The organism is Pseudomonas sp. HUK17 (assembly GCF_001566765.1).
Map to the genome: position 1 here is coordinate 13,893 of NZ_LSMW01000010.1, position 13,606 is coordinate 27,498.

14 protein-coding genes are annotated in these 13,606 nt (G+C 66.3%); 6 read left to right on the top strand and 8 right to left on the bottom strand.

What is annotated here, in order from left to right; genetic code table 11:
* The first annotated feature begins 187 nt into the window (after nt 1–187).
* From AX284_RS05740 to AX284_RS05750, 3 genes are all read left to right on the top strand, one after another.
* The gene (locus AX284_RS05740) at nt 188–1,225 is read left to right on the top strand and encodes an NADP(H)-dependent aldo-keto reductase (protein ID WP_068384023.1); all 1,038 of its coding nucleotides are present in this window, start codon (nt 188–190) and stop codon (nt 1,223–1,225) included.
* A 176-nt stretch (nt 1,226–1,401) separates the two neighbouring features.
* The gene (locus AX284_RS05745; RefSeq protein ID WP_068384025.1) at nt 1,402–2,106 is read left to right on the top strand and encodes a glutamine amidotransferase-related protein; all 705 of its coding nucleotides are present in this window, start codon (nt 1,402–1,404) and stop codon (nt 2,104–2,106) included.
* On the top strand, nt 2,103–2,459 hold the full coding sequence (locus tag AX284_RS05750) for an antibiotic biosynthesis monooxygenase family protein (protein WP_068384028.1): 357 nt from the start codon (nt 2,103–2,105) through the stop codon (nt 2,457–2,459). The genes AX284_RS05745 and AX284_RS05750 overlap by 4 nt, the downstream gene beginning before the upstream one ends.
* Here the strand turns inward: AX284_RS05750 and AX284_RS05755 are convergent.
* Nucleotides 2,425–2,799, bottom strand: a complete 375-nt coding sequence (locus tag AX284_RS05755) for a hypothetical protein (RefSeq protein WP_068384030.1) — start codon at nt 2,797–2,799, stop codon at nt 2,425–2,427. The two genes, AX284_RS05750 and AX284_RS05755, sit on opposite strands and share 35 nt — an antisense overlap.
* 149 nt (nt 2,800–2,948) lie before the next feature.
* A complete protein-coding gene (locus tag AX284_RS05760; RefSeq protein WP_231355378.1) occupies nt 2,949–3,431 on the bottom strand; it encodes a hypothetical protein in 483 nt (160 codons plus the stop codon).
* Between the two features lie 239 nt (nt 3,432–3,670).
* Here AX284_RS05760 and galU point away from each other — a divergent pair, with 239 nt between their 5' ends.
* Both galU and gorA read left to right on the top strand, forming a co-directional pair.
* Nucleotides 3,671–4,501 carry a UTP--glucose-1-phosphate uridylyltransferase GalU gene (gene galU / locus AX284_RS05765; protein WP_007161840.1) on the top strand — a complete coding sequence of 277 codons (831 nt, stop codon included), beginning with the start codon at nt 3,671–3,673 and terminating at the stop codon, nt 4,499–4,501.
* A 127-nt stretch (nt 4,502–4,628) separates the two neighbouring features.
* A complete protein-coding gene (gorA, locus tag AX284_RS05770; protein ID WP_068384032.1) occupies nt 4,629–6,002 on the top strand; it encodes a glutathione-disulfide reductase in 1,374 nt (457 codons plus the stop codon).
* A 24-nt stretch (nt 6,003–6,026) separates the two neighbouring features.
* Here gorA and AX284_RS05775 read toward each other — a convergent pair whose 3' ends face one another.
* On the bottom strand, nt 6,027–7,037 hold the full coding sequence (locus AX284_RS05775) for a bile acid:sodium symporter family protein (protein WP_068384035.1): 1,011 nt from the start codon (nt 7,035–7,037) through the stop codon (nt 6,027–6,029).
* Nucleotides 7,038–7,116: 79 nt separating this feature from the next.
* On the opposite strand from AX284_RS05775, the gene AX284_RS05780 reads away from it, so the two are divergent.
* Complete coding sequence (locus AX284_RS05780; RefSeq protein WP_068384204.1) at nt 7,117–7,908, top strand: AraC family transcriptional regulator; 792 nt, start codon at nt 7,117–7,119, stop codon at nt 7,906–7,908.
* Nucleotides 7,909–7,911: 3 nt separating this feature from the next.
* Here the strand turns inward: AX284_RS05780 and AX284_RS05785 are convergent, their stop codons facing one another.
* The 5 genes from AX284_RS05785 to ligD all read right to left on the bottom strand — a co-directional run bounded on the left by AX284_RS05785 (nt 7,912) and on the right by ligD (nt 13,599).
* Complete coding sequence (locus AX284_RS05785; protein ID WP_017639962.1) at nt 7,912–8,568, bottom strand: glycosyltransferase; 657 nt, start codon at nt 8,566–8,568, stop codon at nt 7,912–7,914.
* The gene (locus AX284_RS05790; protein WP_017639961.1) at nt 8,565–9,164 is read right to left on the bottom strand and encodes a class I SAM-dependent methyltransferase; all 600 of its coding nucleotides are present in this window, start codon (nt 9,162–9,164) and stop codon (nt 8,565–8,567) included. The genes AX284_RS05785 and AX284_RS05790 overlap by 4 nt, the downstream gene beginning before the upstream one ends.
* The gene (locus AX284_RS05795; RefSeq protein WP_236712145.1) at nt 9,161–9,922 is read right to left on the bottom strand and encodes a PIG-L deacetylase family protein; all 762 of its coding nucleotides are present in this window, start codon (nt 9,920–9,922) and stop codon (nt 9,161–9,163) included. The genes AX284_RS05790 and AX284_RS05795 overlap by 4 nt, the downstream gene beginning before the upstream one ends.
* Nucleotides 9,910–10,923 carry an acyl-CoA dehydrogenase gene (locus AX284_RS05800; RefSeq protein WP_371099775.1) on the bottom strand — a complete coding sequence of 338 codons (1,014 nt, stop codon included), beginning with the start codon at nt 10,921–10,923 and terminating at the stop codon, nt 9,910–9,912. The genes AX284_RS05795 and AX284_RS05800 overlap by 13 nt, the downstream gene beginning before the upstream one ends.
* A gap of 117 nt (nt 10,924–11,040) precedes the next feature.
* Nucleotides 11,041–13,599 carry a DNA ligase D gene (gene ligD / locus AX284_RS05805; RefSeq protein WP_068384045.1) on the bottom strand — a complete coding sequence of 853 codons (2,559 nt, stop codon included), beginning with the start codon at nt 13,597–13,599 and terminating at the stop codon, nt 11,041–11,043.
* Nucleotides 13,600–13,606 lie beyond the last annotated feature (7 nt).

Consider the following 13,606-nt stretch of genomic DNA (forward strand, 5'->3'; position numbering starts at 1 on the left):
TCCTTTTTTGGTTACCTGGGGTGAGGGAACCCAGGGCGCTGAGGCGGGGCGGCATTCTACGGATTCGCGGCGCACCTGGCGAGGGTGCGGTGGTCGGCGCCCGATCGAAAGGCTCATCGGCGCGATGGGCAGAGCGGGCAGCCTCCTGCTAACTTGTACGACTTCCGCACCGACAGAGAGCTTCCTGATGCACTTTCGATCGCTGGGTCGTACCGATCTCAAGGTTAGCGCCATCGCGCTGGGCACCATGACCTGGGGTGAGCAGAACACCGAGGCCGAGGCCTTCGAACAACTGCGCGCCGCCAAGGCCGCTGGGGTCAATTTCATCGACACGGCGGAGATGTATCCGGTGCCGCCACGTGCCGAGACCTATACCCGCACCGAGACCATCATCGGCAACTACTTCCGTCGGCATGGCGATCGCGCCGACTGGGTGTTGGCCAGCAAAGCGGCCGGTCCGGGGCGCGACATGGACTATATCCGCGAGGGTGGTCTGGCCTTTACCAAGGCCAATCTCACCGCGGCGTTGGAGGCCAGTCTCCAGCGGCTCAACACCGACTATCTGGATCTCTACCAGCTGCACTGGCCGGATCGCCGCACCAACTACTTCGGTCAGCTGGGCTACGAGCACAGCGAGGCGGCCTTCACGCCCCTCGAAGAGACCCTGGAGGCCCTCGACGGCCTGGTGCGCGCGGGCAAGGTCCGCCATGTGGGGCTGTCCAACGAGACGCCCTGGGGCGTCCAGCAATTCCTGCACCTGAGCGAGACCCGGGGTTGGCCGCGGGTGGTCTCCATCCAGAATCCCTACAACCTGCTCAATCGCAGCTTCGAGGTGGGCCTGGCCGAGCAGGCCATCCGCGAGCAGGTGGGCCTGCTGGCCTATTCGCCGCTGGCCTTCGGCGTGCTGGCCGGCAAGTACCTGCAGGGCGCACGTCCGGAGGGCGCGCGACTGACGCTGTTCGAACGCTTCCAGCGCTACAGTAATCCCCAGGCGCAAAGGGCTGCCCAGGCCTATGTCGAGCTGGCACGGGAACGCGGTCTGGATCCGGCGCAGATGGCCCTGGCCTTCGTCACCAGCCGGCCCTTCGTGACCAGCAACATCATCGGCGCCACCTCGCTCGCTCAGCTGGAAAGCAACCTGGCGAGCAGTGAAGTGGAATTGAACCAGGAAACCCTGGCCGCCATCGAAGCCATCCACGTCGACCAGCCCAATCCGGCGCCCTGATCGCGCGGTATCCGGCGCCCGGTACAGCAGCGGTACCGGGCGCTTTTTTTGGCTCGCCTGACTGGACGGTGACCAACAGGGCAGTGGCGCAAGGCCTGCTGTCCGCGACGCCTATTAAAACTGCGGCCTCGACGCCCTAGAGTCGGTCGGACCTCCTACGCCTGCAGGTATCCGTCATGACGTCGTACGAAATCGTGCTCCTGGGTGACCAGGACGCTTCCATCGTGGCTCATCAGGCCATCCCCCAGGCCCTGGCGCTGACCGCCAGGACATTGGGCATCACGTTGCGATCACGCTGGCTGCCGAGTGTGGCGGCCGATGGCGCCCTGGCTGAGTGCGATGGCCTCTGGTGCGTGCCGGGTAGTCCCTATCGCAATCGAGACGGGGTGCTGGCGAGCATCCGCACCGCCCGTGAACGGCGGATTCCCTTTCTCGGTACCTGTGGCGGGCTGCAGTACGCCCTGCTGGAGTACGCTCATGCCGTGTTGGGATGGACGGACGCGGCCCACGCCGAGGAGGATCCGCTGACGTCGCGAGCGCTGCTGGCGCCCCTGAGCTGTGCCCGCATCGAGTATCACAATGAGCTCCGCCTGGAGCCCGGTTCGCGCCTGGCGGAGGGCGAGGGCGGTCTGCGGGCGCAGGCCAGCTATCACTGTCGCTTCGGCGTAAATCCCGAGTACCTGCCGGCCTTGCTCGCCGCCGGCTGGCGGGTACTGGCCTGGGATGAGGAAGAGGTGCCCGTGGCCTTCGAGCTGGCCACCCAGCCCTGCCACTTCGGCACCCTCTATCAGCCCGAGCGTGAAGCGCTGACCGGCCGGGTGCCCGCCGCGGTGCGCGCCTGGCTGGAGGCCGTGGTCGCAGCGCGGAGACTACAACCATGAGCCGGCCGGACCTGCCGCCCGATTGCGTGGTGATCGCCTTCGTCTCGCAACGGGCAGACGACGATCCGGCCTATGAGCGCATGGCGGCGCGCATGCTGGAGCTGGCGCAGGCGCAACCGGGCTTTCTCTGGGTGGAATCGGTACGCGGCGCCAATGGCCTGGGCATCACCCTGTCCTATTGGACCGACCAGGCCGCGGTCGCGGCCTGGGGTGCCCATCCGGAGCATCGCCAGGCGCAACGGTTGGGCCATGAACGCTGGTATCGCTGGCATGACACTCGGGTCCTGCGATTGCTGTCGTCGCGCTCCGGAACGGGCGTCATTCCAGGCGGATCGCGCCCAGCGCCGGAGTGACGCGAATCCAGCCGATGCGACTGTCCTCGCCGATCAGCATGACCTTCTTCCAGGGGCGGAAGGGCGCGCTTTCCAGGACCAGGATGCGGTCCCCCGGTTCGAGCATGGCGAGCAGTTGGCGATTGGCGACCACGCTGCGCTCCGGCATCGAGGGATACTGCATCAGCGGAATCTGGCCGCCACGGATTTGCCAGGTTTCGCCACCGGCGGCGTTGATGAAGGTCGGCAGCCGCGTCAGCAGGATGGCCAGCGCGAAGAACCCGATCAGCAGCAGGACCAGCCGCTGCGTCACGGTGCGGGCGGCAACGATATCGGGTGACAGCTTGCCAAGCGAGGACATGAGAATGGCTCTGGGCGGCGGACGGTAGAGGCTCGATGCTACCGTCGTGCGGCCCATTGACATCATTCACATGAAGGAAAGGTCAACGGCTGCTCATTCGCCAGTGCCAGACTGTGAACGGCCGCAAAGCGGCCGGCTAGAGAGGCGGCTCAGGGTGCCAGCTGACGGGTGACTTCCACAGCCTTGTCGAAGGACGGATAGCCACTCTTGGCCACCGCCAGCTCGCCATAGGCGCTCTTGTAGGTCTGCGCCTGGATGGGATCCGCTTCAGGAACCAGGAAGGGATCGGTGTACAGGCGATAGAGCAGGGCATAGGCCAGCGGATAACGATGATCGGCAGAGGCGTTCAGCAATTCCAGGACATCATCGGTCTGCGGGCCCTGCTTGATGGCGATCACCGCGCGATAGAACTCCACCTCGCCATCGGCACTGGTCCCGCCGTTGCGCAAGAGCAGGGCATCCGCGAGCTTGAGCTGTTCTTCGCTGCCACCCAATACCAGCAGTTTGGCCTGCAACAGGTCGTTCTGGCGCAGCAGGGTGGTCTGTTCCGCGCTGAGCGGCCGCGTTTCCGCTACCTCGTGATGACCGCCCAGGGAGCAGCCGGCGAGGGAAACACACAGCAACGGGAGCATCCATTTCTTCATGTCGAGATCTATCCGCGGAGTCGTGACGCTGGTTCCAAACTTTGGACGATAGCAGTTCTTTGCAGCTTTGCGCAGAACCGGAAGGCAATCCTGGAGTCGTATCCGCACGTCCACAGAGCGCCCATGCCTGGCTATTTCCAGCGTCGCGCGCTTCGGGCATTGTATGCGACAAGCGGCTGGATAGACCGCCGTTCGTTTTGCCTTCACGTACAGATCAAAGGACTCCCATGATCACCAAATGTCTGTTTCCGGCAGCCGGCTATGGCACTCGTTTTCTCCCTGCGACCAAAGCCATGCCCAAGGAAATGCTGCCCATTGTGAACAAGCCGCTGGTGCAGTACGCCGTGGAGGAAGCTCTGGAGGCGGGCCTGCATCAGATCGGGATCGTCACCGGTCGTGGCAAGCGCTCGCTGGAAGACCATTTCGACATCAGCTACGAGCTGGAAAGCCAGATCAAGAACACCGACAAGGAAAAGTACCTGGTCGGCATTCGCAAGCTGATCGACAACTGCACCTTCTCCTACACCCGTCAGGTGGAAATGAAGGGCCTGGGTCACGCCATCCTGACCGGCCGCCCGCTGATCGGTGACGAGCCCTTCGCCGTGGTCCTGGCGGACGACCTCTGCCTGAACCTGGAAGGCGACAGCGTCCTCAAGCAGATGGTCAAGCTGTACAACCAGTTCCGCTGCTCCATCGTGGCCATCCAGGAAGTCCCGGCCAACGAGACCAACAAGTACGGTGTGATCGCCGGCGAGATGATCCGTGACGACATCTACCGGGTGAACAACATGGTCGAGAAGCCCAAGCCGGAAGATGCACCGTCCAACCTGGCGATCATCGGCCGCTACATCCTGACCCCGGACATCTTCGACCTGATCGAACAGACCGAGCCGGGCAAGGGTGGCGAGATCCAGATCACCGACGCCCTGATGAAGCAGGCCCAGGACGGTTGCGTACTGGCCTACAAATTCAAGGGCCAGCGTTTCGATTGCGGTAGCGCGGAAGGCTTCGTGGAAGCCACCAACTTCTGCTTCGAGAATCTGTACAAGGCGCTGTAAGACGCCCTGTGCGATGGACGAGGCCACCTGCGGGTGGCCTCGTCGTTTCTGGCGGTTGGCCAGCCGTGCCGCTGCCCGGGGTGGCCTTGCGTTATGCTGGCGCCAGCAGCAGCAGAGAGAGAGCTCCATGACGACCTATGATTTCGACCTCTTCGTGATCGGCGCCGGTTCGGGCGGCGTGCGCGCGGCGCGTTTCGCCGCCGACTTCGGGGCCCGGGTGGCGGTAGCGGAAAGCCGTTACCTCGGCGGGACCTGTGTGAACGTGGGCTGCATGCCCAAGAAATACTTCATCTACGGCGCTTCCTTTCGCGATGAATTCCGTCAGGCCCGGGGCTATGGCTGGGACGCCGAGGTCCCGGCCTTCGACTGGAATACCCTGGTCGCCAGCAAGGATCACGAGATCCGCCGGTTGAACGGCATCTACCGCGCCCTGCTGGTCAACAGCGGAGTGACCCTGCTGGAGGCCCATGCCCGCATCCTCGATCCCCACACCGTCGAGGTGGAAGGCCGGCGTTATCGCTGCGAGCGCATCCTCATCGCCACCGGTGGCTGGCCGGACGTGCCGGATTTCCCCGGTCGCGAGCATGCCATCACCTCCAACGAAGCCTTCTACCTGCCGGAGCTGCCCAAGCGGGTGGTGGTGGTGGGCGGTGGCTACATCGCCGTGGAGTTCGCCTCGATCTTCCAGGGCCTGGGCGCCAAGACCACCCTGCTGTATCGCCGCGAGCTGTTCCTGCGCGGCTTCGACCAGGGCGTGCGCGAGCACCTGCGCGACGAGATGCTCAAACGTGGCCATGATCTGCAGTTCAACGCCGACGTGGCGCGGATCGACAAGGTCGCCGATGGCAGCCTGCAGGTGACGCTCAAGGACGGGCGCCTCCTGGAAGCCGATTGCGTCTTCTACGCCACCGGCCGCCGGCCGATGCTGGATGACCTGGGCCTGGAAAACACCGGCGTCACCCTGGACGATCGCGGCTTCATCGAGGTCGGCGAGACCTTCCAGACTACGGAGCCCTCGATCTACGCCATCGGCGACGTCATCGGCCGGGTGCAACTGACCCCGGTGGCGCTGGCCGAGGGCATGACCCTGGCGCGACACCTGTTCAGCCCCGACAGCTATCGCCCGCTGAACTACGACCTGATCGCCAGCGCGGTCTTCAGCCTGCCCAACCTGGCCAGCATCGGCCTGAGCGAGGAGGAGGCGCGCGAGCGTGGCCACCGGCTGAAGATCTTCCAGAGCAGCTTCCGGCCGACCAAGCTGAGCTTGACCGAGGTGCAGGAGCGCACCCTGATGAAGCTGGTGGTGGATGCCGACAGCGATCAGGTGCTGGGTTGCCACATGGTGGGGCCGGACGCCGGCGAGCAGATCCAGTGCCTGGCCATCGCCCTCAAGGCGGGGGCGACCAAGGCCTGCTTCGACGACACCCTGGGCATCCATCCCACCGCCGCGGAAGAGTGGGTCACCATGCGCAAACCGGTTCGCGAGGACGAGGCGCGCTGATCGGGCGCCTCGCCACCGCGCGCATCACTTGGGTAGCGGCGCTACCACGGGCGTGACAGGCGCTACCGCCTCACGCTTGGCGTAGCGCTGGGCCAGCACCGCGCAGACCATCAGCTGGATCTGGTGGAACAGCATGATCGGCAGCAGCACCGGCCCCATGGTGCTGCCGGCGAACAGCACCTTGGCCATGGGCACCCCCGTGGCCAGGCTCTTCTTGGAACCGCAGAAGACCACGGTGATTTCGTCTTCCTTGCTCATGCCCAGCAGCCGCGCGCTGTAGCGGGTGGCGAGCAGCACCAGGGTCAGCAGGGTGGCGCAGATGAACACCAGGCCTACCAGCGACAGGATCGGGGTCTCCCGCCACAGGCCTTCGATTACGGCCGCGCTGAAGGCGGTATAGACCACCAGCAGGATGGAGCCCTGGTCGACGAACTTGAGCTTGCCCTTGTGGCGGTCCACCCAGTGGCCGATCACCGGGCGCAGCAGCTGGCCGGCGACGAAGGGCAGCAGCAGCTGGACGCAGATCTTGACGATGGCATCCAGGGTGCTCTGGCCATCCGAGCCGCCATGGGCGTCAAGCAGCAGCCGGACCAGCAGCGGCGTGAGGAAGATACCGAGCAGGCTGGACAACGACGCGCTGCAGACCGCCGCCGAGACATTGCCGCGGGCCATGGAAACGAAGGCGATGGAGGACTGCACCGTGGCGGGCAGGGCGCACATGAACAGCACGCCCAGATAGAGCTCGGGCGTCACCAGCGGCGCCAGCAGCGGCTGCAGCGCCCAGCCCAGCAGCGGAAAGCTGATGAAGGTGAAGGCGAACACCAGCAGGTGCAGCCGCCAATGGGTGATGCCGGCCACCAGTGCCTGGCGCGACAGCTTGGCGCCATGCAGGAAGAACAGCAGGCCGATGGCGATGTTGGTCACCACGTTGGCGATCTGGGCGGCGAGGCCCCGGCAGGGCAGCACGCTGGCGAGAATCACCGTGGCGACCAGCATTAGGGTGAAGTTATCGGGCATCAGGCGGGGACGAGCCATGGTCTCTCTCGGGTTGTCTGCGAATAGCCCCAAGGCTATCGTCTCCTGACCTAGCCGACTAACGCGAAAAGCCCCAATGATGTCGTCAAACGGACATTCTGCGGTCGAACGTCCCGTTCCCGAACTCGCCAACCTGCCACGGCGCCTCTATGCCCGGGTCGAATCCCTGGCGCAACCGGCCTGGACACCCTGGCACCGACATCCCTGGGGGCAGCTGTCCTATGCCATCAAGGGCGTGCTCACGGTGACCACCGCCGAGGGCAGTTATGTGGCGCCACCGCAGCGGGCGGTGTGGATCGCCGCCGATGTCGAGCATCAGGTGCGTTCCTCGCCCAAGGCGGAGATGCGCAGTCTCTATGTCAGTGCCGAGGCGGCGCCCTATGTCGGTGAGCGCTGTCGGGTGGTGGCGGTGAGTCCGTTGATCCGTGAGCTGATCAAGACCTTCAGTGGCTTCGCCCGGGAGTATGACGAGGACGGTACCGAGGGCAGGCTGGTGTCGGTGATGCTGGATCAGTTGCAGGCGGCGCCCGAGGTGGGGCTATCGCTGCCGGCGCCCCAGGATGGCCGGCTGCGCCTGCTGTGCGAGGCCCTGGCGGCCAATCCGTCGGACGATCGTACCCTGGCGCAGTGGTCCGGGGTGCTGGGCGCCTCGGAAAAGACCCTGAGTCGGGCCTTTCTGCGGGATACCGAGCTGACCTTCAGAACCTGGCGGCAGCGGTTGCGGCTGATCAGTGCTCTGGAGCGCCTGGAGCAGGGCGCCGCGGTGACCGAGGTGGCGCTGGATTGCGGCTACAACTCGCCGTCGGCCTTTATCGCCGCCTTTCGCCGGCAGTTCGGCGCGACACCCGGGGCCTTCGCCCTGGGGGCCTAAGGGTCAGGCGGTAGCGCCAAGCAGATTCAGGTAGTCGCCGAAGCCGCCGCGCGCGCGGCAATCCAGCCGTGAGCTGGTACGGACGCGTACGCTGTTGCTCCAGGCGATGCGTGCGCCCTGGGTCTTGAGCGCGGTGACCAAGCTGACGTCTTCGTCCACGGTCATGGACGGAAAGCCGCCGGCTTGCAGATAGGCTGCGGTAGAAATGCCGAAGTTGGCGCCATGGATGTGCTGATGGCCTTCGCGGTCGTGATAGGCCGCCTCGTAGCGGGCTCTCAGACCAGGCGAATGTGGCGTCCAGTCATCCACTTCCACTACGCCACAGACGGCATCGGCGCCATAGGCGAGCTGGGCGGCGAACCAGTCCGGCGCCACCTCGGAGTCCGCATCGGTGCAGGCCAGCCAGCGAGCGCCACGCTGGATCAGGTGCGCCGCGCCGGTCGCCCGGGTCAGGCCGACGTTGCAGGCCCAGACCTCCAGGGCGGTCACCGGCAAGCGGTGAACGATGTCGGCGGTGCCGTCGGTGCAGCTGTCCAGCACGATGACGATCTCGACGGCTTCACCCAGCAGCGCCGGATGTCGCGCGGCGCGCAGCACCGATTGCAGGCAGCGTTCGACGTGTTGCTCTTCGTTATGAGCGGGTATCACGGCACCTATCATAGAAGCTGCTCCCGGCGGGCGACGGAGGTGGGGTCGGAGGACCAGAGGGTGAGGAGAAAATCGGATTCTTCGAGGTGGCTCAGGCGATGCAGGCCGGGCAGGGCGGCCATGCGTTCGTGGACCTGGTCGCCGGTCAGGGCGCAGCCTTCGATGGGGTGGCGCCAGTGGCAACCGAGCAGGACGCCGCCGGGTAGCAGGGCGCTGTGAGCGCGATCCAGCAAGGCCGCCAGGCCGTTCTCGCCGAGGTAGTAGCCGATCTCGCTGATGACGATGAGATCGAAGGCGCCTGCCGGCCAGGCGTCCGGCAACAGCAGGTGGCGTACCTCGACATGGGCCTGATCGGCCAGGCGCTCACGGGCCGTGGCGACCGCGGAGGCGTTGCCGTCGCTGACCAGCAGGCGTTCGCAACGCTCGGCCAGCCGCCTGGACAGCTCACCAGTGGAACAGCCCGGCTCGTAGCCCTGGGTGTAGCGGCGGTGGGGCAGCATGGCCAGGGTCAGGTCCCGCTTGCGCGCCTCGTACCAGCGATGGCGATAGTCCCAGGGGTCTTCACTGCTGGCGTACAGGGAGTCGAAATAGCTCATGGAGACGGTCACGTCAGATAGACCTCCCAGGCACGGGTGAGACGGGCGACCACCGCAGGCGGCAGGATCGGCCCCTGTCCCGTGCTGGCATCCTCGGTCAACTGACTGCCGAAGGCATTCACCGCACGCTTCTTCAGCGCCAAAACGTCTTCTTCCAGATCCAGGCGGCGCGCTCTTTCCCAGGGCACCCGTGGGTCACCCGGAGCGGCCCAGTGCCAGGTCCAGACCGGTACTTCGATGCAGCGAGCGCCACGCAGCCGGCAGGCTTCCACCGCGGCGCGGCCGGTGGCTTCGTGATCGGGATGGCCATCCAGCCGCCAGGTGGCGAAGACCACGTCCTCGGGCGTGATGAATTCCAGCAGCCGCTGTTGCAGCACGGCTTCCTGCTCGCTCACCTGGCCATCCGGAATCGCCAGGCGCGTCACGGTGGCGCGCTCCAGGCGCAGGCGGCGCAGGGCCTCGCGGGTCTCCAGTGGACGGGTATTGCGCAGTCGGGTGGTGGGCCAGAGGGTGGATCGCGGGTGACTACCATCGCCATCGGTGACCGCTACCAGCGCCAGGCGGCGACCCAGTTCACCCAGCTGGCAGAGCAGGCCGCCGCAGCCCAGGATCTCGTCGTCCGGATGCGGCGCGACGACCACCGCGCGATGTCCGGGCGGGACCAGTTGCGACGCCTCGATGGCCGGCATCTCGCCAAAGCCGGACCACTGTAGCCAGGCCTCGGGCGTGGTGCCGGCTCCTTGAATCTGACGATCGCCTACAGTTGCCAAGGGGCACCCTCCAGCAGATTGAGGTCACCCAGTACCGCCAGATCACGCTCGGCATGACTCTGGCGCAGGTAGACCGGCAGGTCCGCCATATGGCGGGCGCAGTAGGCGTCGCGGCATAGCGGGGCGGCGCCAAAGGCCCGGCCGGTATGGCGGACGACGATTTCGGCGCACTGTTCGACCAGGGCCCGTAGCTGGCAGATGGGATAGCGGGCGTCCGCTACAGGCTCCTGATCTATCCAGTGGGCCGCCTGACGCAGCGCGGTCGCGGCGCCGAGCAACGCGGCATCCACGTGGCCCAGATGGGCCAGGGCATGGGGCTCGCGATGGCGTTTGCAGTAGGCGCGCAGGGTATCGGCCAGGGCGGTGGCCGAGCCATACCAGCAGGCGGCAATGCCCCCGCCGCCGTGCCAGAAGCCAGGGCGATGCAGATAACGGCCAGGGGCACCGACCAGTACGCCAGCTGCACCATCGAACAGCACGTCGACGCTGCCCGTATGCTGCATGCCGATCGCCCGCCAGCCGTCCTGAGTGACCTCGACGCCGGGTTGATTCATTTCCACCGCCACCAGCATCGGATGGTCGTCCATCCAGGCGGTAACTAGGGCGTGACTGACCAGAGCGGCACCGGAGCACCAGGACTTGCGGCCGTGCAGGGTGACCATGCTGTCGGCGCCATAGCGCACCAGCAGCCGGGCATCCGGCGGCTCGGCGGCCCAGACACCCCAGAGGCTGCCGGGAGGCGGCACGAAGCCATCCAGTTCGCTGAGGATGGCGAGGGCGTCGGTGTGGCCTTCGTACAGCTTGACCAGGCCCAGGTCGTGATTGGCTACCTTGGCCAGGGCGCGCCAGCGCTCCAGGGTCTGCCCCTGGCCTGGCAGCGGCAGGCGATCGAGGCCGCGCTGGTTGAGAATCTGGAGTCGGTGTTGCAGCAGTGCAGGAGTGACCTCGTCATAGGCCCACTCGTCCAGGGTGTCCTGAAGGTTATCCAGATCGATCGACATCGGCTCCATCCCGTGGCTGGCGACGGCGCTGTCCACGACAACGCTCGTTAGTGCAGACCACGGGCAACGCGGAGGGGTTTCGCTTAGGCGGTACGTTGGCCGACGGCAGGCGCGTCGCTACTCGACGCCCAGCCGTTTGCGCCGTGCCGCCGTGAGGCCCTGGCGCACCTTGGCATACCCGGCCCAGGGATCGTCCTTGAGCGCTTCGAGGCGTGGCAGCAGGGAGTCGAAGCGCCATTGATCGCTCGCCTCCAGGGACGACAGCTCCTCGCGAGCGATCGGCACCGAAACGCCAAGGTGCGGACGGGCGCGCAGGGAAAAGGCGCTGACCGTGGTGGCGCCATGGCGATTGCGCAGGTAGTCGACGAAGATCCGCCCCTGGCGATTCTGCGCGCCCATCTTGGCGGCGAAGAGCTTGGGCAAGGTATTGGCCAGGTGCTGCGCTGCCGCCTGAGCGAAGGCCTTGACGATCTCCCAGTCCTGGCGCCGATCCAGGGGCACCACCAGGTGCAGGCCGCGACCGCCGCTGGTCTTGACGAAGGCCTGCAGCTCCAGCTCGTCGAGCAGGGTCAGTACCAGCTCCGTCGCCTCCACCATGCGCGACCAGGGCAGGGCGGGATCAGGGTCGAGATCGAGGATGAAGCGGTCGGGGCGCTCGATACGGCCAGCGGTGGCATTCCAGGTATGGAGTTCCACCGTACCCATCTGGGCCGCGCCGATAAGGGCCTCGCGGCTGTCGATGACCATCAGTGGCGCGTGGCCGGGATCCAGCGCTGGATCCAGCTCGCGCATGTGAGGGATCGCGAGGGTCTGCTTGTGCTTCTGGAAGATCTGCTCACCGGCGATGCCCTCGGGCGTGCGGACCAGGGCAACGGGGCGGTCGGCCAGGTGCGGCAGGAGCCAGTCGGCGACGGCGGCGTAATAGCCGGCCACGTCGAGCTTGCGGGCACCACTGGCGTCGTCGATGACGCGCTCCGGATGGCTGATGCGCACTCCGGCCACGGTGGCATCCCTCTCCTTGCCTGCGGACGGGCGGCGTGAGGCAGAGGGGGGCGCCGCCTCGGCCTCCCGGGCCGGAGTCGCCTCCTCCAGCCCGATCTCCCGGGCTGGCTTGTCGTCGCGCAGGCCATGGAAGACGCCCTGGCGGACGATGCGATCCTGGGTCATCTCGGCGTAGGCGATTTCGCACAGCTGTTCGGGCTTCAGCCAGGTCACCTCGCGGTAGGCGGCGCCCTTGGGCGGATCCACCACGGGTGGCCGCTCTACGATCAGCGGCTGGAATCTGCCATGCAGTTGTTTGAGCATCGCTGCGGTGAAACCGGTGCCGACCTTGCCGGCATAGTGCAACTCCCCTTGCTCATCATGCAGCGCCACCAGGAGCGCGCCCAGGTGCTGCCGCCCGCCCTTGGGCGGGGTGTAGCCGACGATGATGAATTCCTGGCGATGGGCACACTTGAGCTTGATCCAGTCCTTGTTGCGCCGAGAACGATAGGGGCTGCCCAGGCGCTTGCCGATCACCCCTTCGAGACCGAGTTCGCAAGCACTCGCCAGGATGCGATCGGCGGGCACCTCGAAGGCGGCGGAAAAGCGCAGCAGGTCGCTGCCGTTGCTGTCCTCCAGCAGTTTGCCCAGCAGCTCGCGGCGCTGCTCGACCGGGACCTCGCGCAGGTCCGCACCGTTCAGATAGGGCATATCGAACAGGTAATAGGCGATGCGGGTGGCCTTGCCGGTCTCGAAGGCATTCTGCAGCGCCTGGAAGCTGGAGACGCCCTGGCCGTCGTTGACCACGATCTCGCCGTCCAGCCAGGCGTTGTCGAGGCCCAGCGCGGCCAGCGCCCGGGCCTGTTCCGGCAGGCGCTCGGTCCAGTCGTTGCCGCTACGGGTGAAGAGGCGCACCTCGCCGCCTTCGATGTGGGCGAGCAGGCGGTAGCCGTCGTATTTCACCTCGTACAGCCAGTCGCCGGCGGGTGGACTGTCGACCAGGGTGGCCAGTTGCGCCTCCAGGGTCTCCGGTAATTCGGCCTTACGCGCCTTGGCCCTGCGTGCCGGCGGCTTGGGACTGGTCGAGCGGGTGCTGGCCTTGGTCTGCTTGCCCTGACCCAGGCGCGGCAGGGTCTTGTCGCTCAGCACGCTGTCGGGCTCGGCGGCGGTCACGTCGTAGTCGGCGATGTCACGGGCCTGGTCGTCGCGTTCCTTGATCAGCAACCACTGAGGTTTGTCGCTATGACCCTGCAACCGGGTGCGCACCAGGGTCCAGTGGCCGCGCAGCTTTTCGCCCCTGAGTTCGAACTTGAGCTTGCCGGCGGCATAGCCCTCGGCCGCATCGCCATCGGCCTGCCACTCGCCGCGATCCCAGACGATGACGTCGCCCGCGCCGTACTGGCCTTCGGGAATGCTGCCCTCGAAACTGCCATAGGCGAGGGGATGATCCTCGACCTGCACCGCCAGGCGCTTTTCACCCGGGTCCAGGCTGGGCCCCTTGGGCACCGCCCAGCTCTTGAGGGTGCCGTCCAGTTCCAGGCGGAAGTCATAGTGCAGACGGCGCGCGTCGTGCTTCTGGATGACGAAGCTCAGAGCGCCCTTGGCCTTGCGTCGACGTGGGCTGTCCTCGTCACGCGGCTCGGCGGTGATGTCGAAGTTGCGCTTGCGGTTGTATTCGCTGGTCGAAGGAGCCATGGCAGCG

Bases quoted from the DNA above. Each gene is read 5' to 3' on its own strand.
- ligD (WP_068384045.1), bottom strand. From the start codon at position 13,599: ATGGCTCCTTCGACCAGCGAATACAACCGCAAGCGCAACTTCGACATC.
- AX284_RS05745 (WP_068384025.1), top strand. From the start codon at position 1,402: ATGACGTCGTACGAAATCGTGCTCCTGGGTGACCAGGACGCTTCCATC.
- AX284_RS05755 (WP_068384030.1), bottom strand. From the start codon at position 2,799: ATGTCCTCGCTTGGCAAGCTGTCACCCGATATCGTTGCCGCCCGCACC.
- AX284_RS05775 (WP_068384035.1), bottom strand. From the start codon at position 7,037: ATGGCTCGTCCCCGCCTGATGCCCGATAACTTCACCCTAATGCTGGTC.
- galU (WP_007161840.1), top strand. From the start codon at position 3,671: ATGATCACCAAATGTCTGTTTCCGGCAGCCGGCTATGGCACTCGTTTT.
- AX284_RS05760 (WP_231355378.1), bottom strand. From the start codon at position 3,431: ATGCTCCCGTTGCTGTGTGTTTCCCTCGCCGGCTGCTCCCTGGGCGGT.
- AX284_RS05800 (WP_371099775.1), bottom strand. From the start codon at position 10,923: ATGTCGATCGATCTGGATAACCTTCAGGACACCCTGGACGAGTGGGCC.
- AX284_RS05780 (WP_068384204.1), top strand. From the start codon at position 7,117: ATGTCGTCAAACGGACATTCTGCGGTCGAACGTCCCGTTCCCGAACTC.
- AX284_RS05740 (WP_068384023.1), top strand. From the start codon at position 188: ATGCACTTTCGATCGCTGGGTCGTACCGATCTCAAGGTTAGCGCCATC.
- AX284_RS05750 (WP_068384028.1), top strand. From the start codon at position 2,103: ATGAGCCGGCCGGACCTGCCGCCCGATTGCGTGGTGATCGCCTTCGTC.
- gorA (WP_068384032.1), top strand. From the start codon at position 4,629: ATGACGACCTATGATTTCGACCTCTTCGTGATCGGCGCCGGTTCGGGC.
- AX284_RS05785 (WP_017639962.1), bottom strand. From the start codon at position 8,568: ATGATAGGTGCCGTGATACCCGCTCATAACGAAGAGCAACACGTCGAA.